A 19,242-nucleotide genomic window follows, 5' to 3' on the forward strand; every position below is an offset into this window, starting at 1 on the left:
TGAATAATTGAAGAAAAAGAAAGGATTGAGCGATGATTGCTACTAAGCAATCGTGGCTCAATCCTTTTTGGATTAGTTTTAGTAGATTATGTTAGTCAGTGACGGCTTGGCTGACACTTTTGGCAACAATCTCAGCGACACCTTCTTGAAAAGCATCCGGAATAATGTTGGTTGTGGTTAGCTCATTGTCAGGAATAAGGCTAGCAATTCCTTTGGCTGCAGCGATTTGCATCTCTACGGTAATCTTTTTAGCGCGGGCATCTAGCGCGCCACGGAAGATACCAGGGAAGGCTAACACATTATTAATTTGATTAGGAAAATCACTGCGTCCAGTACCGACAATATAAGCACCAGCGGCTAAGGCTTCATCTGGAAAAATTTCTGGTACGGGATTAGCCATTGCAAAAATAACTGGTTTATCATTCATTTGACTGATCCATTCGGCCTGCAAGGCACCTGGCGCAGAAACACCAACAAAGACGTCAGCGCCTTTTAATGCGTCAGCTAGGCTACCTTTTCGATGGCTACGATTCGTTACTTTGGCAATCTCAGCGTGATGGGGAGCCAAGGTTGTATCACCTTCACAGATAATTCCTGGGCGATCGACAACTGTGACATGTTTGACGCCAGCAGCTAGGAATTTACGCGTGACAGAGAGTCCCGCTGAGCCACCACCATTTACGACAACATGCACTTCATCGATGGATTTGCCGATCAATTTTAGACTATTATATAAGGCTGCCAGTACGACAATTGCTGTACCATGTTGATCATCGTGGAAGACAGGAATATCTAATTCTTCAATTAAACGCTGCTCAATCTCGAAGCAACGAGGCGCACTGATATCTTCTAAGTTAATACCACCGAAAGTTGGGGCAATCATTTTAACAGTCCGAATAATTTCCTCTGTATCCTGGGTGTCTAAGACAATCGGAATCGAATCCACGTTGGCAAAACGTTTGAATAAAGCGGCTTTCCCTTCCATTACTGGCATGGCTGCTTCTGGACCGATATTTCCTAAGCCTAGCACGGCAGATCCGTCACTGACTACCGCGACCGTATTTTTTTTGGTTGTTAGTTCATAAGCAAGCTCTTTGTTTTCGTGGATAGCAGAAGATACGGCTGCGACACCAGGTGTGTAGGCGATGCTTAAATCTTCGCGGCTATCAATCGTAACTTTCGAAACGACTTCTAATTTCCCACCAAATTTCTTGGCTTGTTCAATGGCTAATTCTTTAACATCTTTGTTTGACATGTTGAACCTCCTGAGTTTTTATTTACTATTATAGTGATACAAATAGGAGCCAGTGTGAAGCGTGTTGCTTAATATTTATTTCCTAGTTGATTTTGAGCAAATGGTGTTTCAGAAGTAGCTTCTGTTACAACCTCTTTATTAGTATACCCTAAAATAGCATTCTGAAAATAGCTGTCATGGCAATTACGGTAATTGCTCCGCCTAAACGTGTGGCAACTTGGGCGAAAGGCATCAAATTCATGCGGTTTGCTGTACTCAATATAGCGACATCACCGGTTCCGCCCATCCCACTTTGACAAGCAGAGACGATCGCAGCTTCGACAGGATTCATATTCATAAATCGTGAGACGAAGAATCCGGTAGCAATTACAGTAAAGACAACGCTGATTACGACGATAAAATATTGCCACGTTAACATGCCCACGACGTCTTTTAATGGAATGTACAGCATGCCTAATCCGACCATTAATGGGAAAGTAAAGTTTCCAGAAATGAATTTGTACAATTGTTTCGAGCCTCGTTGCATTTCTTTAGGCACGACATTCAAATATTTCAAGAAAGCGGCTGCGATAATCATCAAAACAGGTCCAGGGAAGCCAGTCAAATGTTGTAATAAGCTACCGGTAATGAATAAGGTACAAGCAATTAGAACTCCTGAACCCATCATTTTCAAATCGATTGGCGACTTATCTTCAGCTAAGGCATCACTTAAATCATCTCCACCGTTGATTTTAACTAATTCTCCTTGGCCAGACAGTTCAGGACGTTTTTCCCCAAGACGACTTAAGAGACCGGAACACATGATGGCAAAAAAGTTACCGATGATTGTTGCTGGAATCAATTGACCGACTAATTGTTCGCTAGGAAGCCCAGTAATAGCACTATATCCGAGGGATAAGGGGAGAATTCCTTCACCGATTCCACCAGCTAAGACGGGTGTCACAATGTAAAACAAGCTGTGTTTCCAACCGAGACCTAGTAATGTACCAACTAAAGTCCCCACCAACATAGCGAAAATCATACCTAAAGCCATAGGGACGATCATGCGCATTAATCCTTGAACGAGAATTTTACGATTCATTCCCAAGATACTTCCGCACACAAGACAAGCGATGTAAAAGTATAAGAAATTGGCTTGTTTCATCAGAATATCAGTCGATGCTAACACATTTTCATTTAATAAGTTGAAGAAAACCATGATTGAAGGTATGAGTAAAGAAAGAATGGCTGGACCACCGAAATTTTTCAAAATAGGGATGTTGCCGCCAATCGTACCAAGTAACCAGCCCATCGAAAGAATTATTGCAAAGCCGCCGAGCATATTGACTGGCAGTTGTTCTAAGAGTGCAGTCGCTAAAATAACTGCCGAAGTGACGAGATAAACGGGCAATGAGACTGAACCAATCCGGACATCTTTCATTTTTTTGAACCAGTTTGGCTTAATTGAAGAGGTAGTTGTTGCTATCTTTTTTTCCATGTGTGTTGCCTCCTTATTTCTCTTGATGACCTCATTCTAATGAAATCGTTTTCTACAAGATAGATTATTTAACTAATTTAAGTAAACGCAAGTTCTTTAAGCAAGTGCAAGTAATTTCCTGTGCTATACTTTGAGTAGAAAATCAAAGGAGTTTATGATGAAAAAAGGGGCAAAGCTCTGGCGCTTACTTTCTGTTATCTTTATTACGACACTGATCATAATGATCACATTTTTATATGGCGTCATGACGAAACAAACAATTAAAGAAGTCAGAACGAATCAAGAAAATTCACTATTGGCGTTAGGTAGACAATTATCAATCGAAGACCAGGTGATTGCAGCGTTAAAAAATAATCAGAGCACTGCGGCATTAGAAGAATACACCATGAAAGTGAGCGAAATTCATGGCTTAGATTTTGTGGTCATTATGGACATGTCGGGGATTCGGTTGACGCATCCTGACTTAGGGAAGATTGGGAAACATTTTGAAGGGGGCGATGAATTGCCTGCCTTAAAAGGCGCGGAACATCTTTCTGTTAGTGAAGGAAGCTTAGGGGAATCTCTTAGAGGCTTCGTGCCAGTCTTTGATGGGAATCGACAGATTGGGGTGGTCTCAATGGGCATTAAACTGACTTCATTATCCAATTTAATCGATCGCACCAAGAAGGACTATACGATGAGTTTAGTTGTGAGTGTCGGCTTCGGCTTGTGCTTAGCTATCGCTGTTTCCTACTATCTGAAGAAACAATTACATGACTTGGAGCCTCAAGAAATTGCCCGCTTACTGGAAGAGCGCAATGCGATGTTAGAAGAAACTAAAGATGCAATAGTCGTGATTGATCCCGAAGATAAAATTTTATTGGCAAATATCGAAGCGACCAGCATGTTTCAACGGATGACGAATCAAGAAGAAGAGCTGGTGGGTCGACCGCTGTCTGACTTAATCTTACACATGGAGAAGCTAACAGTTGAATCTAAAACAGAACAGTTTTATCAACAAAATGGTCAGGATTACTTTGTTTCTATTGCGCCAATTAAGGTTCAAAAAAAGGATATTGGGCATGTGGTTTTCTTGAAAAATGCGACAGAAACCTTCATTATTGCAGAGCAATTGGTTAGTACGACTACCTATGCTTCGGCGTTGCAGAGCCAATCTCATGAATTTATGAACAAGATGCACGTTATTTATGGCTTGGTTGATCTAGAAGACTATACGGCCTTGAAACGGTACCTAGCAGATATTCTTAAACCTGAAAAAGAATTTGCCCAACGTTTGGCGATTCTTGTGCGAAACCCGGTCTTAGCAGGTTTTCTTAGTGGCGAACGGATGAAGTTTAGCGAGTTGAAGACACAATTAGTTGTGGAAATTTATCCTGAGATTCCGCCTAATGTTCATGATTCAGATACCCAAAATTTACTTGCTTTGTATCGCTACATCAATCGTTTCTTTATGGAACAAACACTCCCAGAAGAGATTGTGCAAAAGATTGAGTATGAAGGGGAGACGTTAACAACAACTTTTACCTTGGCTTATTCAAAGGAGCAGCTGGAACGATTTGAATTAGAGTTTCAAACTTCTTACTTAACGACGCTTCTAAGTAAGGCCAAGGCTGAAATTCACTGGGAAAACCAACAAGATAATTGGCTGTTAATGGTTATGACGGTGCACTATGAAGGAGTTCGAGATGACAAACGTATTAATTATTGAAGATGATCCGATGGTGTCATTTATCCATCAAAAGTATTTGGAGAAGATGGGTGGTTTTGGGTCGATAACGATTGCCAAAACTGTTCAGGCGGGGCTAGAGGCAACAAAAAAAGAAACTCCAGACCTCGTATTATTGGATTTACATTTGCAAGATGGGAGTGGCCTGAGCTACTTGAAAGAAATTCGAGAGAAAAAGACAGATATTGAAGTTATTTTTATCACGGCTGCTAATGAGGTCGATATTGTGAAGCAAAGTCTGCATTTAGGCGTCTTAGATTATCTTGTCAAACCTTTTTCATTTGAGCGATTTGCCAAAAGTGTCCAGATATTCCAGGAGAAGCAGGGGAAGCTGGCGAAAACAATTCAGACAGTTTCCCAAGAGACGATTGATGATTTATTCAAGCAACCAACAAAAACTACGGAGTCTGAATACGCTGATTGGCAGAACTTACCTCTCGAAAAGGGACTGACTCGCTCTACCTTACACTTATTAGTTGAGAAGATGAAGGGGCTGTCTGAACAATTTACCGCGCAAGAATTGTCTGAAGCTAGCAAACTTTCGCATGTGTCAGTCCGTAAATATTTACTGTTCTTAGAGGAGAAGGGTCTACTAGAAAGCCACAGTGTCTATTTGAAGGTGGGCAGACCGTATCAAGTATACCAGCTAAAAAAAAGTGAATAATCTGGAGTGAAGAAATCTTTCTTCTATTAGAATAGAGAAAGTCTAAATAATAGAAAGAAAAAATCCGAGCGATTACTGAATAGTGATTCGCTTGGATTTTTTTGTTGTAAGGTTCCTTTTCTATTTTTTTCCAAACGACGGAAATTTTTTTGAGTAGTGAAGAAAAAAAACTTCTCGCTATTTTTGGTTAGTTTGTTGTCAAAATGAGAGAAATTTTACTTAAACAGTGGAAAGTAAGAGGTTTTATCATTAAAATACCATGTTATTTAAGAGAATCGCTTTATATAAGGGATGTTCGGTTAAAAAATAATGAAATAACCGAAATGATTTGTTGGATATGATGAATTTACAAGCAAAATTTGAATAAAAATGAAAAAAAATCAGGTTTTCCGATAGGTTTTAGTTGTGTTTTCTGTGAAAATTTGTAACAATGTACCCATAGAAGAAATTATCCTATTTCGGTAAGTTAGTTTCCGAAAAAGTTTTGAAAGCGAGGGTTGTCTATTCATTTAGCTAGTTTTAATGAATAATAGTTCAATCACCATCTAATAAAAGGAATCAAAATGCCAAATTCACTAACCCATGACTCTTTGTTAATTGAAAACAGGTCAGAGTTTTCTGAATGGTCTTTCATGCTATTCTTTAAAATAACGAAGAAAATAATTTGAATAATAAAGACAGACATTCTGATAATTGTTGGATTGAAACTAAGAAGTGAGAAATAAGAAAGAAATAAGAAATTAAATAAAAAGAAAGAAGGAACAGGACATGCATTTAATATGGACACTGATTGTAGGAGCTGTTATTGGAATGATCGCTGGAGCAATTACAAATAAAGGCGGTTCAATGGGATGGATTGCAAACATTATTGCAGGACTAGTTGGCTCGTTTATTGGGGAAAAACTATTAGGTAGTTGGGGACCTCACATCGCTGATATGGCAATTTTTCCATCAATCATCGGTGCAGTAATATTAGTTGCGATTGTTTCATTTTTCTTTGGACGGGCAAGAGATTAAGGCTCAGTAAGCAAAAATAAGAAGAATAAACAAATAGTAATTATTTTAAAGTCAACCAGAACAAATGAGTGGTTGCCGGAACATTTTTGGTTAAATGGACGCAGATGAGGATGAAAAACAGGAACATCTCTCAGACAAAAAAAGAAAAAAGGAATTATTTTAAAGGAGTGTACATTCATGATATCTTTATATACAACACCTAGTTGCACATCATGTAGAAAAGCAAAGGCTTGGTTAATTCAGCAAGGACTACCATTTACAGAAAGAAACGTATTTTCTCAACCATTAAGAAGAGAAGAGTTAAAACGTATTTTAGCTTTATCAGAAAACGGAACGGAAGACATTATTTCAACTCGTTCTAAAGTGTATGAAAAATTAACAGTCGACATTAACGATTTACCTTTAGGTGAATTATTGACATTGATCGAAGAAAACCCTGGATTATTACGTCGCCCAATCATTATTGATGAAAAACGTCTACAAATTGGGTATAACGAAGACGATATCCATTGCTTCATTCCGCGTGAAGTTAGAAATGTGATTTTTAAAGAACGTCAAAAATATTTTGCCTATGAATAGACAGATAGATGGAAAAGGAGCAGAAGCTCCTTTTTTTGCGTGATATGAGCTAGAGAGCTAGGCATAGATAGCTGCTGAAAACATGACTAGTATAAATGGCTATAATTTGCTACAATAGGAAAGTATGAGTTTATAGACAAAGGAGAAATTAAAATGATTGCAGTAAGTGATTTAAGAGCTGGAATGACATTCGTGTTAGATGGAAAATTAATTAAAGTATTAGATGCTAGTCACCATAAACCTGGTAAAGGTAATACAGTTATGCGTATGAAATTACGTGACGTACGGACTGGGGCAACTTACGATACTACGATGCGTCCGGATGAAAAAGTTAAAAAAGCGCATATCGACACAAAACCTGTTCAATTCTTATATGTGCAAGATGATATCGCAAACTTCATGGACTTAGAAACATATGAACAATATGAAGTACCGACTGAATTAATCGAAGACGAATTAAAATTCATGTTAGAAAACATGGAAGTAAAAATCCAATTTTTCGGAACAGAAGTCATCGGATTAGCAGTTCCAACAAGTGTTGTCTTAAAAGTGGTTGAAACTCAACCATCAATCAAAGGCGCTACTGTAACTGGTTCTGGTAAACCTGCTATCATGGAAACAGGCTTAGTAGTCAACGTCCCTGACTTTGTTGAAGAAGGCGAATTACTAGAAATCAACACGCAAGAAGGTACGTACTTGAAACGTGCTTCAAAATAAATTTTTAAAATGAAAGAGATTGTGCGACTAGTCGATTTGACTATGCGTACAATCTCTTTTTTATCGATAAAGGATGTATAACTATTGTGAGTGCTAGTAAGATTTCATGATAGACTGCTCAACATTTTCATTTGTCCGAAACCATGTGCCGCATCCGGGGTTCCTTCCATCAAAAAAGTTTGCAGTCTGGTCGCAAGCAGCTCAACAAAGAACGTTGATCTCATTGCTAAATCAGTTCAAACTAGCTGTAGGTACAAGGAGCAACAGCTAATAATTCATGATTCCCCTTTAGGGACTGCAGAACTTTTTGATTACAGGAACTCCTACTGCTAGATTGACTATCCTTGCTTTGGGAAACTGAAAAGGCGTATTAAAAAAAAGCAGATTTTGATTCAATTTGGTTAAAAACGATGGAGTAAATTTTATATCTCTTGACTGCTAGAGAAAGTCAAATTCATTTTTGGTGTTCCTCTAATAGACTTTTTACGTATTAATGTCCTGTATTAGGCAGCATGCCAAGTGACTGTGGCTTTCTTAGTAATGAGCTTCTAATGTGTAATTTTCCTACTTAATCTGGTCACGAATAGCAGTTGGGATCATCACGACTTCGGTTTTCAAATCAATAGGTCTAAACTCTCTGTCGATGCAGGCTGCCCAGTATTCTAGATGTTTTTTGTCGATCCAGTGATCTGATTCCTCTACTTCAGGTGCATCTTGGCCTTGGACGGAGTACCAATATAAGTATTCGACGCCGTCTAGCGTTTCTCTGAAGATGGTTTCCACATACATTTTTTCTTGTTCCAATGTGAGTAATGTCTCAGCCATATGTTCATTTAGGAAGGCTAACCATTCATCGACTGTTTTGCTCATACCTTCTTTTACTTTGAATCTTGTGAGTTCTACGTTTAGCATAGGAGACTCCTTTCTAGTAGTTTATGAGTAATAATATAACATAGGTTCGCGTATTTAAAATAGGGTGAAGGCGCAAAAATAGCTGTTTTTTAGCTAGTAGTGGACAATTTCAGCTTTCTGACTAATAAATAGTGGCTAGCACTGAATGTGGATTTCATTTCTACCTAACTTAGATACAAAAAAACTGTAATGAAACTCAGGGAGTTTCATTACAGTCTGCAATTTCGGTGCTGACAATCAATTATTTTTCAGCTTTAACAGTTTTTATGAAGCTGTGTAAAGGTTCAAGCTTTTGAATCTGCTGATTACACCGTTCGCTGTCATGGCAAATGTAGTTACCGCGTTTTGTGTAGGTACCATCACCAGAAGATTTAATTAGTGATAAGAACATAGAAACTTCTGATGTTTTGTGGCAGATGCTGCAGATACCTTTCGAAATATCTGTTGATAGTGTCCCGTGAACGGCTACCAATTTGTTGTCCTCATACAGAACAATATATTTTCTTTGCGTGCCGGCATCGTTCCAGCCGACGTAGCTGTGATTTCGTAGGTCTAATTCAGACCATTTAGGAAATTTCAGTTTTTTGACTTTGCGAAAAGCTTTCGTCAGCTGTTGCGTGCTCGGCTCATTAAATGGAATCACTTCATTTTTAAGTGTTTCTAAATATTGATCCGCTTTGACTTTAGTTAAATGGTCATCTGTGACAAGTGCCATGAATTGTGTGACTTTCTCAGGAACTTCCTCAAATAAGGCATTAACCTGTCCAATAGTCGAAGCCTGTACGGTCTTTACAGTATTTTTATCATTGACAGACGAGTACGTATTTAATAACACGTCGACTTGATTTCTTATAAAATTATATTGATATGGTTGAATCGTTGGCATAAAAATTTTCCTCTCCAAGTGCCTATCGTACATTTAAAATGTTGTTGGAAGGCATTTTTTGACCAACAACATTGATCAAAAAAGAAATCCTTGGGTAGCTAAATACGATACAGTAGTGTATATCATAGCATCACCCCCTTTATGGGTTATTTATTTAGTTAAAAATAGTCTTGTTTGTAACAAAGCAACTTATTTTATAATAAAATGGGTTGATAAACAAGCACTGTGCGTAGTTATTTGTCAAATTATATGGAAATACAAGAAAATTATAAAAAAACAAAGCAAAAAAACGAGTAGAAGTTGAGACAGACTTTCTACTCGTTTTTTGATGTTTAGCTATTAATCGAGAAACACATGGCGCAGTTGATCACTGATTTTTGGCAAATATTCGTGTCCATATTCTGGCAAAGTGTACAGTGATTTTTGACTTAGGATTTTATTATAGGTAGCTAATTGTGTTTCTGGCGGAACAATCGTATCTTGAAGGCCCATTAACCAGTAGACATCAGCTTGAATACGCGGAGCTAAGTGTTGAATGTCAATGTATTCCAAGGTGTTAAAGAATTCTTCTTCTTGTTCATGCAAAGGATCCCGGAATTGAAACCAGTAAGGAATCTCTTCGAACGCAGAAGTTTGTGCGCCCATTTGATAGGCTTTGCGATAATCTGATAAGAAAGGATAGGTGGCGATGACTTTCTTTATTTCAGGAACGAGAGCGGCACAAGCAATCGTTAGTCCACCGCCTTGAGACGCACCTTGCGCATAAATATTTTCTTCGTCTACTTCCTCTAGTGACATCAGAATCTTCGTCGCTTTTGCTGTGTCTAAGAACACGCGCACGTAATAAAGATTTTCAGGCCCTTCTTCGACGCCGCGAATAATCAAGCCTTTGGTGACGGTCCCCGCTGTTTGAGAGTTATCCTCTGAGAGTCCGCCTTGTCCTCTAGCATCCATTGCTAAGACGACAAATCCTTCCGCAACCCAACCAATCTTATCTTGCCAATCGCCCGAATTTGTATGGTAGCCATGAAATTGAATCAAGCCTTTGTGTTTGCCTTTTTTATTTTTAGGAAGTAAAAGCTGACAGTGAACTTTTGCTCCACCAACACCTGTGAAATACAGATGGTAAGCGTCTGCCACTGAGGAGGCTAGGTCGAAGGGAACAAGTTCATAATCAAGGCCCGTTTCCTCCATTTTTTTTAGTTGTGTTTCCCAAAAAGTATCGAAATTGGCTGGTTTTTTACCTAATCCTTGGTAGTTTTTCCACTCATCAAGTTGAATCATCTGTCTTGCTCCATTCGTTTAATTATTTCTAGATACATTCTCACTGTATGATAGGGACCTTTCCAGTTGTCGCTAATTGATGTGGAATGTCTCTTGCTCAATTTAGTGGGCGTCTCTGCTGAGAGATAGGCTAACCATTCGCTAGCTTTTCTTGGGTCGATAAAATAAGTTTGGATGGCTTGCCATAAACGTTCAGCTGCTTGAATAAATCTATCGTCTTGTGTTTTTTGGTAAGCATTATAAAAGCCAATTAACGCTTCAGCTTGCACCCACCAGACTTTTGTTTGATCGATACTCAAATTCTTTGATGAATCATTCATCAAGCCTTGTGTATCAAGGCCATTTTCTAGTGCATAGGTTGCCAAATGGATAATTTCAGCATCTAGCTGGTTGGTACGAATCACTGATTGTCCACGATCCAAAAGCCAAGAGGTTTCGATGTCATGACCATAGGAAATCTCTGTGGTTAGAGGCTGCCAAGTGTTTGAGAAAAATTGGCGACAGTAGCCATCTTTTTGGATGATTTTTGTTCGAAACAGATCCATCAAAAATCGAATTTTCTCTAAAAGTTTTTGGTTTGGCCAGATTTCATACAGCACCGTATAAGCTTCGAATAAATGCAGATGTGTATTGGTGGTGAATGTCAGGTCATCAACGGCCGTGCCAACTTCGTGAATCGGAATTTCTTGCCAGTCGCGTGAAAATTCTTCATTATAGCCTGCTCCATCTTGCCGAAAAGCGTGCTTTTCAATCAATTCAAAGAGCTCTTTAGCCAAGGTCAGAGCGGGCTCGGTTTTAGTGGCTTTGTAATATTCACTTAATGAATAAAGCGCGAAGCTTTGTGCATACAAAACTTTTTTATCTTTGGTTACTTCTCCATCATAAGAGACTTGCCAGTAAACACCGCCGAATTCTGAGTCCCAAAAAGAACTTTTTAGAAATGAGAAGCCATGTGCACACGCAGCTTGTAACTCTGGTGAAGGCGTTAGTTGAGAGGCAGCAGAAAAGGCCCATAGGTAACGACTTTGCATGACAGAATTTTTAGGTTCTTGCGGCAATTGTTTTAGGTCCTGATTCACTTCGCTGATAAATCCGCCATATTGTTGATCTTTTTGCGCGAGCCAAAAGGGTAGAATGGTCTGGGTTAATTGGTCGCGTAATTCTTTTTGCTTCATTGGGTTCCTCCTTTGATTATTGGATAAATAAAAATCATTCTTTACAAATCGGACAAGATATTTCATAATGCTGTTATCGGTTACAATTTAAATATATATACTTTTTATGCAAGATGTCAATATTTTTAGGAGGGATTTTTATGGATTATGTAAAAGGAATAACGTTTGGCTTCATGAGTAAGCGCGGGGAGTGGGCGACTGAAGAAGCAAGAGAGTCATTGCGATTGATGAAGGAAGGCTGTGGGGCAGACCATGTCATCCTACCGATTGTGGCGGAACAAGATACGGCGCAGTCGATAGAAATTAATTGGCGTAGGGAGACAGTTTTATCGGATGAGGAAGTAGTGGGCATGATTGATTATGCAAAAGAAATCGGCTTGAAAGTGATTCTGAAGCCAATGGTTAATGTCAGTGATGGCACCTGGCGTGCGCATATAAATTTCTTTGATCATGATGTGCCTTGTGAACCAAAATGGCATGAGTGGTTTGCTTCTTACACAGAGTATTTGATGCATTATGCTGCGATTGCGCAACGAACTGCCTGTGAAATTTTTGTGATTGGCTGCGAATTAGTTAATACGGACCGACGTGAGAATGAATGGCGTATGTTGATTAAAGAGGTTAGGACAGCATACCAAGGGGCAATTACTTATAACTGTGATAAATATCAAGAATCAAACGTGACTTGGTGGGATGCCGTTGATGTAATTTCTTCATCAGGCTATTACCCAATCGACAAATGGGAACAAGAGCTGGATCGAATCGAAGCAGTTGTCTTAAAAGAAAAGAAACCTTTCTTCTTTTGTGAAGCAGGCTGTCCGAGTCGAGCAGGAAGTGAGTATCTGCCAAATGATTGGTCGATGGCAGGGGAAATTAATCAGGAATCTCAAGCAGCGTGGTATGCAGCGATGTTTTCTGCATGTGAAAAGAGAAATTGGGTCGAAGGATTTGGACTTTGGGACTGGAAAGCAACGCTTTATAAAAAAGATCAAGCAAAATTTGATGACGATTATGCCTTGTACAATAAGCTTTCTGAAGGGATTGTAAAAAATTATTACGAAAATATAGAATAAAAACGACTAAAGTATATACATTTAATTATAAAAGTGTTATTATCTAATTGTAATCGCTTACGATTAATTATAATTTTTGGAGGAATCATAATGAAAAAGAAAACATTAGTAAGTTTATTAGGTCTTTCAGCGGCAAGTGTATTTGTTTTAGGAGCCTGCGGTAGTAGTAAATCAGGTGATTCAGCGAAAACAGATAAAGATGGCAAAGAAACTATCACGTTCATTAACCACAAAACCGACTGGGAAGGTAATGGTAAGTGGGATGAGTACATGAAGGAATTCAACGAAAAATACCCAGATATCAAAGTTGAAATCCAAACGGTTACTGATTATCAAGGGCAGATCAAAACACGGATGAACAGTGATGAATATGGGGATTTATTAATGCTTCCTGGTGATTTACAACCGCAAGAATATTCAACTTTCTTCGAACCATTAGGTGATAAAGAAGAATTAGCTAAAACTTACATGGGCTTAAATGATCGCTCATTTGAAGGCGTATCCTATGGTATTCCAACACAGATGAATGCAACAGGTATGGTTGTGAACATGAAAGTTTTCAAAGATGCAGGCATTACAGAATTCCCTAAAACGACAGAAGATTTTGTTGCAGCATTAAAAACAATTAAAGACAAAAATCCAGATGTGACACCACTTTACACAAACTATGCAGCAGGTTGGACACTTTCTAACTGGGACTTCGTTCGACCAGGTGCTTCAGGTGATAAAGACTTTACAAATAAAATGACAAGTGACAAAGCCCCATTTGAAGATGGCAAAGTAATGAACGAAATCTACAAAACTTTGTATGATGTTAGCAAAGAAGGCTTGATTGAAGCAGATCCAACAACAACCGATTGGGAACAATCAAAAGCTGATATGGCAGCCGGAAAAATTGGCGTAATGGTCTTAGGAAGCTGGGCAGTACCGCAAATTCAAGAAATAAACCCTGATGCAGCGGACGATATCACGTTCCAAACATTCCCAATGACAGCAGCCGATGGCAAACAATACATGGCAGTTGGCGGCGACTACAACTTAGCAATCAACGTACACAGCGAACATAAAGAAGCAGCACGCAAATTACTAGACTGGTTAATCAATGAATCTGATTACGCAGTCGACAACGGCGGACTTCCAGCAGTTATCGGTGGCGAATACCCAACTTCATTAAAATCAAGTCAAGAAGCCGGCGTAGAATTAATCGAAGAAAACCCAGCGCCAGCCGGAAAAGAATCACTATTCAGCGACATCAACAACCAATCTGAATTAGGAGTAGGTTCAACAGACGCTGAAAAACAAAGAATCATCGACGCAGCAACAGGCAACACAAACGAAAGCTTCGAAGACATCATGAAAGACTTCAACCAAAGATGGGCAGACGCAATTAGTACTGTAAGTGAATAAAAGGATGAAAACCAGTCGCCTTGCCCTGAGCAATTGGAATAAACCAAAAATAATACGCTTTTCAGTATTACTTTTGGTTTACGAAATTGCCGAAGGGGCAGACTATTTTTCACCGTGGATCAAAAGGATGAAAAACCAGTCGTTTAAATCGTAGTTCAAAGGTATGAATCAAAGAATCAGCGATTACAGTATTACAAGCACAAGAACATTTTTATAGGAACTAGAACGAGCTGTGACTACAGTGTTCTAGTTCCCTATTTTTAAAAACAGTCTATATCAGGTTTACAATTTTTAAGGGGGGAATCGAAAAATGAAAAAATCTAAACTTAGTCAGAAAACGGAACAACGAATTTTAGTCCTCAGTTTTACCATCATTCCTGTTTTGCTCTTATTGGTCTTTTCTTATTATCCGTTGGTAAAAATGATCCAATATAGTTTTACAAATTGGAATGGCTACAATCCTTCGAGTGAATCAGTTGGTTGGGCGAACTATAAAACAGTCCTGACGAATCCAAATTATTTCACAGTCTTTAAGACGAGTTTGTATTACTTTATAGCGACGTTCTTTCAGTTAGGATTTGCGTTATTATTTGCGACAATTCTTTCATTTAAAGTAAAATTTGCTAACTTTTGGAAAGGAATTCTGTTCTTTCCGTACTTATTAAATGGTGTAGCTATCGGCTTTATCTTCTTATATTTTTATAAAGGTGGAGGAACACTAGATACTGTACTTAGTAGTTTAGGTTTAGAGAGTCAAATCCGTTTATGGTTAGGCGATCGTTCGATTAATAATATCTCGCTAGCCTTTACTTCCGTTTGGCGTTATACCGGCTTTAACTTTTTGATTTTCTTGGGGGCTATTCAATCAGTCAACCCCGAAATTTATGAAGCTGCCGATATTGATGGCGCGAATCGTTGGGATCAGTTCCGTTACATTATCATCCCTAGTATTAAAAAGATTCTATTTTTGAATATTATTCTAGGTGTCAGCGGCTCACTAAGCGTGTTCGATATTCCGTATATTATGACAGGTGGTTCAAATGGAACAATGACCTTCGTTATTAAAACGATTGATACAGCCTTCAAATATAATAAAGTTGGACTGGCCTCAGCGATGGCTCTTATCCTACTGGTAATTGTTGTTTCTGTGACGGTGGTTCAACGATTTGCGACTAGAGAAAAGAGGGATGCATAATGGAATTAGCACAAACACAACAAAAGAGAAAGAAAAAAATAAAGGTTACTCCAGGCAGTATCTTTAAATATCTGGTCTTAATTATTGGCGCGATTGTTGCGTTATTGCCAATCTTGGTGGTTTTTATTGGCTCATTTAAGTCAAATAGCGAATTCTTGAGTACTGGCGTTTTGTCGCTACCTAAGAGTATCGATCTTTCAAACTATAAGACGGCTTTTGTGAATGGTCAAATGCTGTTGGGTTTCAAAAATACCTTGATCATTTTCGTGATTAGTATGGTTGGGAAACTGACTCTGGGTTCAATGTTTGCCTATGCTATGAGTCGTTTCGAGTTTCGTTTGAAAAAAGTCATCATGGTCTTGTTCATGATGGCGATGTTGATTCCTGGGATTACTAGCCAAGTAGCGACGTTCCAAATTATTAACAGTTTAGGTTTGTTTAATACGATGTGGTCGGTGATTGTCTTGAATCTTGGGACTGACGTTATTTCAGTCTATGTTTTCTTACAATATCTCGATGAAATTCCGATTTCTTTGGATGAGTCAGCTTATCTTGATGGGGCGTCTTATTTTGGTATCTTTTGGCGGATTATCTTGCCAAACTTGAAAGCACCGATCGTAACTATGCTGATTATCAGTGGTGTAGGCGTCTATAATGACTTTTATAATCCGTTCTTGTATATGCCAGATCGTAGCTTGAAAGTAATTTCTACTGCATTATTTGCTTTCAAAGGACCTTATGGCACTAATTGGCCAGTTATTTTGGCAGGGGTTATTATTGTTATCTTACCGATTCTAATTGTCTTTGTCTTTTTACAAAAATACATTTATAACGGCGTTGCTGGTTCCGTGAAATAAACAGTCAGGAGGGTGAATGTTGATGGAGGAAAAACAGTCTAGATTAGTACGTGGTGTCGAGTTTTTTTATGAGCTCGTCAAGGCAAGTCTGTATTTTTGGTTTTTGCTAGTCAAAAATGGTGTGGTTTATGGTTTGTTACCAGCGCTCAGCTATACGATGGCTTATGGCACAACGACTGAAAAAAAGGAAGAGAAATTTTATGGTGTGCTGACAAAAAAACGAACAGCTATTCATTACGCAAAAGGTTTTTCTTTCGCTTGGTTCTTTGTTGCTGGACTGCTGGTTTTGAGCATTTCTTTGCTGAAAGAAACTAGCCAACCAGTTGTTCAAATCCTCAGCATCGCCGTTTTATTTTCGTTTATTTTATTTACTTTGTACATGGTTTGGGTGGCTTGGCTGTTCGTAAAAAATCCGATGCAAAAACAGCTATATGCAGTGGCTTTGGATCAATTAGTTCGTCACCCGTTGATCAGTTTATATGGACTTAGTTTATTAGGAACAGCTGTCTTACTTGCGTGGGTAAATTTATTGATTTTCATTTGCCTAGCGCCAGGAATCTTCGTTTGGTTAATCGATAAAGGCTTTACTAAATCACTCGCACAACCACAAACACAAGCTTAATAGACGTCTAATACATGACGGAATGTACTAACGGCAGAAAGAATCGAGCATGGATCAAGCCTCGCACGATCCTGTCGAATAGTCAGAGAATTATTCTAAAATGGAGGGAAACACGTGGCACTCATTTATGTGAATCAAGAAACGCTAGAATTTCATTTGACGAATGGGCAGGTCAGCTATATCTTTCGTGTGATGGAAAAAGTTCAAACGTTGGAACAGTTATATTATGGCAAAGCAATCAGACATCGAGAAGATTTTTCTTATCTGATTGAGCGTGAAGTTCGCCCATCAAACAATCAGTTTGACGGGGATCATACTTCATCTTTGGAACACGTGAAGCAGGAGCTGCCTGTGTATGGTACGACTGATTTTCGTTATCCGGCTTTGGAAATAACGTATCCGGATGGCGATACGATTAGTCGCTTTCGCTATCAGTCGTATGTTGTCCAGAATGGTAAGCAGAAGATTGCTGGACAGCCAACGACCTTTTCGAAAGAAGCAGATGCTCAAACGCTAGTGATTTACTTGAAGGATGAATATTCTGATGTAGAGCTGCAGTTGAGCTATACGATTTTTAAAGAATACCCAGTGATTACTCGCCATGCGACCCTTACCAATTCTGGTCAAGAGGAAGTGACGGTTAATCGTTTGATGAGTTTAAGTATTGATTTACCAACCAAAGATTATGAACTGCTTCATTTAACGGGTGCTTGGGCACGAGAAACGCAGGTTCAACGAGAGGCTTTACACTATGGTGTTCAATCAATTTCTAGTACGCGTGGGGCGAGTAGCCACGTGCATAATCCGTTTTTTGCCTTATGTGAGCCGACAGCTAATGAAGTAGCGGGTGAGGTTTTCGGTTTCAGTTTGGTCTATAGTGGGAATTTTTTAGGTCAAATAGAAGTTGATACTTATGAGGTGACGCGACTGATGTTAGGGATTAATCCTTTCCAATTTGCCTGGCAATTAAAGGCAGGGGACTCCTTTTCAACACCGGAAGCTGTGATGGTCTATAGTGACACTGGCTTGAATGGGATGAGCCAAACGTTTCATTCCTTTTATCAAAATCAGTTGGTTCGCCCACAGTGGGCGCACAAGGAGCGACCTATTTTATTAAATAATTGGGAAGCGACTTACTTTGATTTTGATGAAGCTAAGCTTGATGCGCTGATTGAAACGGCAAAAGAGCTGGAAATTGAGTTGTTTGTCTTAGATGATGGCTGGTTTGGTGCGCGCAATAGCGATAACTCATCGTTAGGAAATTGGACGGTGGATCCTAAAAAATTACCAAATGGTTTGTCGGCGCTGTCGAATAAAATTCATAAGGCGGGCCTGAAATTTGGATTATGGTTTGAGCCAGAGATGGTTTCAGCTGAAACAGCATTATATGAGGAACATCCTGAGTGGCTTTTAGGTCATCCAAAAAAGAATCGCTCACATGGGCGTAACCAGTTTGTCTTAGATTTCGGTCAACCAGAAGCGGTCGAAGAAATTTTCCGTCAGATGAAAGCTATATTAGATGAAACACCGATTGATTATCTAAAATGGGATATGAATCGCTATATCTCTGAAGCTTTTTCGACACATTTGGCCAAAGAGCAACAAGGCGAAGTTTTCCATCGCTATATTTTAGGCGTCTATACGCTTTATGAAAAATTATTAGCCGCTTATCCAGAATTGCTGATTGAATCTTGTGCGGGAGGTGGCGGTCGATTTGACCCAGCACTGCTGTATTATGCTCCGCAGACGTGGGCGAGTGATGACACGGATGCCGTCGAGCGTTTGAAAATTCAATATGGTGCATCGATGATCTATCCTTTGTCGAGTATCGGCAGCCATGTGTCTGAGGTGCCGAATCATCAGGTTGGTCGGATCACTTCACTTAAAATGAGAAATGATGTCGCAACCTTTGGCACCTTCGGCTATGAACTAGACGTGACTAAGCTTTCTGTTGAACAAAAAGCAGAAATTAAGCAACAGGTTCGCGTGTTTAAAGAGTCACGTGGCTTGATCCATTCGGGTGATTTCTATCGTTTAGTCAGTCCATTTCATTCAAATGAAGCAGCTTGGATGGTAGTTTCAAAGGATAAACGTCAAGCGATTGTAGGTTATTACCAAGTATTGGCAGAACCTAATCCAATCTATAAACGACTGAAGTTACAAGGCTTAGCAGACGACTTTCAGTATCAAGTGAGTCAGCAACCAGCAGAAACAGAGCAAGATCAAAATCAAGTACAAAATCAAAAACAGGCACGTTATGGCGATGACTTAATGAATGTCGGGCTGATTTTTGGTGAAAATTATATTGATCGGGCCCAAGAGTATTGGGCAAAAGAAAAACAAGGGGACTTTCACAGTCAACTTATCTATTTGAAAGCAATTGATGAGGTGTAAAA

Annotated in this window: 17 protein-coding genes; 11 read left to right on the forward strand and 6 right to left on the reverse strand. The window is 39.1% G+C overall.

Annotated features, from left to right (window positions below; all coding sequences use genetic code 11):
* Positions 1 to 91: 91 nt before the first annotated feature.
* Positions 92 to 1,255 (reverse strand): NAD(P)-dependent malic enzyme, encoded by a 1,164-nt coding sequence (locus BAU15_RS10880; RefSeq protein WP_161842768.1) that lies wholly within the window; start codon positions 1,253 to 1,255, stop codon positions 92 to 94.
* A 148-nt stretch (positions 1,256 to 1,403) separates the two neighbouring features.
* Positions 1,404 to 2,675, reverse strand: coding sequence for a 2-hydroxycarboxylate transporter family protein (locus tag BAU15_RS10885; protein WP_420022126.1), 1,272 nt, complete (start codon positions 2,673 to 2,675; stop codon positions 1,404 to 1,406).
* A 214-nt stretch (positions 2,676 to 2,889) separates the two neighbouring features.
* Between BAU15_RS10885 and BAU15_RS10890 the strand changes: the two genes are divergently transcribed.
* The 5 genes from BAU15_RS10890 (at position 2,890) to efp (ending at position 7,435) form a co-directional block, all read left to right on the forward strand.
* Positions 2,890 to 4,440 carry a Spo0B domain-containing protein gene (locus BAU15_RS10890; RefSeq protein WP_161842770.1) on the forward strand — a complete coding sequence of 517 codons (1,551 nt, stop codon included), beginning with the start codon at positions 2,890 to 2,892 and terminating at the stop codon, positions 4,438 to 4,440.
* On the forward strand, positions 4,418 to 5,122 hold the full coding sequence (locus tag BAU15_RS10895) for a response regulator (protein WP_161842771.1): 705 nt from the start codon (positions 4,418 to 4,420) through the stop codon (positions 5,120 to 5,122). The genes BAU15_RS10890 and BAU15_RS10895 overlap by 23 nt, the downstream gene beginning before the upstream one ends.
* Before the next feature lie 768 nt (positions 5,123 to 5,890).
* Entirely contained in the window at positions 5,891 to 6,139 is a 249-nt protein-coding gene (locus BAU15_RS10900; RefSeq protein ID WP_161842772.1) for a GlsB/YeaQ/YmgE family stress response membrane protein, read from the forward strand.
* Positions 6,140 to 6,316: 177 nt separating this feature from the next.
* The gene (spx, locus tag BAU15_RS10905; RefSeq protein ID WP_161842773.1) at positions 6,317 to 6,718 is read left to right on the forward strand and encodes a transcriptional regulator Spx; all 402 of its coding nucleotides are present in this window, start codon (positions 6,317 to 6,319) and stop codon (positions 6,716 to 6,718) included.
* Positions 6,719 to 6,871: 153 nt separating this feature from the next.
* Positions 6,872 to 7,435 (forward strand): elongation factor P, encoded by a 564-nt coding sequence (gene efp, locus BAU15_RS10910; protein ID WP_161842774.1) that lies wholly within the window; start codon positions 6,872 to 6,874, stop codon positions 7,433 to 7,435.
* 564 nt (positions 7,436 to 7,999) lie between these two features.
* On the opposite strand, the gene BAU15_RS10915 is transcribed toward efp, so the two are convergent.
* From BAU15_RS10915 to BAU15_RS10930, 4 genes are all read right to left on the reverse strand, one after another.
* Positions 8,000 to 8,347, reverse strand: coding sequence for a DUF6176 family protein (locus BAU15_RS10915; protein WP_161842775.1), 348 nt, complete (start codon positions 8,345 to 8,347; stop codon positions 8,000 to 8,002).
* Positions 8,348 to 8,588: 241 nt separating this feature from the next.
* Positions 8,589 to 9,233 (reverse strand): FusB/FusC family EF-G-binding protein, encoded by a 645-nt coding sequence (locus tag BAU15_RS10920; RefSeq protein ID WP_161842776.1) that lies wholly within the window; start codon positions 9,231 to 9,233, stop codon positions 8,589 to 8,591.
* A gap of 339 nt (positions 9,234 to 9,572) precedes the next feature.
* The gene (locus BAU15_RS10925; protein WP_161842777.1) at positions 9,573 to 10,517 is read right to left on the reverse strand and encodes an acetylxylan esterase; all 945 of its coding nucleotides are present in this window, start codon (positions 10,515 to 10,517) and stop codon (positions 9,573 to 9,575) included.
* Positions 10,514 to 11,692, reverse strand: a complete 1,179-nt coding sequence (locus tag BAU15_RS10930) for an AGE family epimerase/isomerase (RefSeq protein ID WP_161842778.1) — start codon at positions 11,690 to 11,692, stop codon at positions 10,514 to 10,516. Before BAU15_RS10930 ends, BAU15_RS10925 begins: the two co-directional genes overlap by 4 nt.
* A 140-nt stretch (positions 11,693 to 11,832) precedes the next feature.
* Between BAU15_RS10930 and BAU15_RS10935 the strand changes: the two genes are divergently transcribed.
* The 6 genes from BAU15_RS10935 (at position 11,833) to BAU15_RS10960 (ending at position 19,240) form a co-directional block, all read left to right on the forward strand.
* On the forward strand, positions 11,833 to 12,765 hold the full coding sequence (locus BAU15_RS10935; RefSeq protein WP_161842779.1) for a glycoside hydrolase family 113: 933 nt from the start codon (positions 11,833 to 11,835) through the stop codon (positions 12,763 to 12,765).
* Between the two features lie 90 nt (positions 12,766 to 12,855).
* Positions 12,856 to 14,172 (forward strand): ABC transporter substrate-binding protein, encoded by a 1,317-nt coding sequence (locus tag BAU15_RS10940; protein WP_161842780.1) that lies wholly within the window; start codon positions 12,856 to 12,858, stop codon positions 14,170 to 14,172.
* 310 nt (positions 14,173 to 14,482) lie between these two features.
* A complete protein-coding gene (locus tag BAU15_RS10945; protein ID WP_161842781.1) occupies positions 14,483 to 15,367 on the forward strand; it encodes a carbohydrate ABC transporter permease in 885 nt (294 codons plus the stop codon).
* Positions 15,367 to 16,224 (forward strand): carbohydrate ABC transporter permease, encoded by an 858-nt coding sequence (locus BAU15_RS10950; RefSeq protein ID WP_161842782.1) that lies wholly within the window; start codon positions 15,367 to 15,369, stop codon positions 16,222 to 16,224. Before BAU15_RS10945 ends, BAU15_RS10950 begins: the two co-directional genes overlap by 1 nt.
* Before the next feature lie 22 nt (positions 16,225 to 16,246).
* Positions 16,247 to 16,846: a hypothetical protein gene (locus BAU15_RS10955; protein WP_161842783.1), complete on the forward strand. Its 600-nt coding sequence runs from the start codon at positions 16,247 to 16,249 to the stop codon at positions 16,844 to 16,846.
* A gap of 114 nt (positions 16,847 to 16,960) precedes the next feature.
* The gene (locus BAU15_RS10960) at positions 16,961 to 19,240 is read left to right on the forward strand and encodes an alpha-galactosidase (RefSeq protein WP_237580185.1); all 2,280 of its coding nucleotides are present in this window, start codon (positions 16,961 to 16,963) and stop codon (positions 19,238 to 19,240) included.
* Positions 19,241 to 19,242: the final 2 nt, after the last annotated feature.

Origin of the sequence: Candidatus Enterococcus huntleyi (assembly GCF_009933175.1) — a bacterium.
Lineage (GTDB): Bacteria > Bacillota > Bacilli > Lactobacillales > Enterococcaceae > Enterococcus_K > Enterococcus_K huntleyi.

Bases quoted from the DNA above. Each gene is read 5' to 3' on its own strand.
- BAU15_RS10880 (WP_161842768.1), bottom strand. From the start codon at position 1,255: ATGTCAAACAAAGATGTTAAAGAATTAGCCATTGAACAAGCCAAGAAA.
- BAU15_RS10885 (WP_420022126.1), bottom strand. From the start codon at position 2,675: ATGAAAGATGTCCGGATTGGTTCAGTCTCATTGCCCGTTTATCTCGTC.
- BAU15_RS10890 (WP_161842770.1), top strand. From the start codon at position 2,890: ATGAAAAAAGGGGCAAAGCTCTGGCGCTTACTTTCTGTTATCTTTATT.
- BAU15_RS10895 (WP_161842771.1), top strand. From the start codon at position 4,418: ATGACAAACGTATTAATTATTGAAGATGATCCGATGGTGTCATTTATC.
- BAU15_RS10900 (WP_161842772.1), top strand. From the start codon at position 5,891: ATGCATTTAATATGGACACTGATTGTAGGAGCTGTTATTGGAATGATC.
- spx (WP_161842773.1), top strand. From the start codon at position 6,317: ATGATATCTTTATATACAACACCTAGTTGCACATCATGTAGAAAAGCA.
- efp (WP_161842774.1), top strand. From the start codon at position 6,872: ATGATTGCAGTAAGTGATTTAAGAGCTGGAATGACATTCGTGTTAGAT.
- BAU15_RS10915 (WP_161842775.1), bottom strand. From the start codon at position 8,347: ATGCTAAACGTAGAACTCACAAGATTCAAAGTAAAAGAAGGTATGAGC.
- BAU15_RS10920 (WP_161842776.1), bottom strand. From the start codon at position 9,233: ATGCCAACGATTCAACCATATCAATATAATTTTATAAGAAATCAAGTC.
- BAU15_RS10925 (WP_161842777.1), bottom strand. From the start codon at position 10,517: ATGATTCAACTTGATGAGTGGAAAAACTACCAAGGATTAGGTAAAAAA.
- BAU15_RS10930 (WP_161842778.1), bottom strand. From the start codon at position 11,692: ATGAAGCAAAAAGAATTACGCGACCAATTAACCCAGACCATTCTACCC.
- BAU15_RS10935 (WP_161842779.1), top strand. From the start codon at position 11,833: ATGGATTATGTAAAAGGAATAACGTTTGGCTTCATGAGTAAGCGCGGG.
- BAU15_RS10940 (WP_161842780.1), top strand. From the start codon at position 12,856: ATGAAAAAGAAAACATTAGTAAGTTTATTAGGTCTTTCAGCGGCAAGT.
- BAU15_RS10945 (WP_161842781.1), top strand. From the start codon at position 14,483: ATGAAAAAATCTAAACTTAGTCAGAAAACGGAACAACGAATTTTAGTC.
- BAU15_RS10950 (WP_161842782.1), top strand. From the start codon at position 15,367: ATGGAATTAGCACAAACACAACAAAAGAGAAAGAAAAAAATAAAGGTT.
- BAU15_RS10955 (WP_161842783.1), top strand. From the start codon at position 16,247: ATGGAGGAAAAACAGTCTAGATTAGTACGTGGTGTCGAGTTTTTTTAT.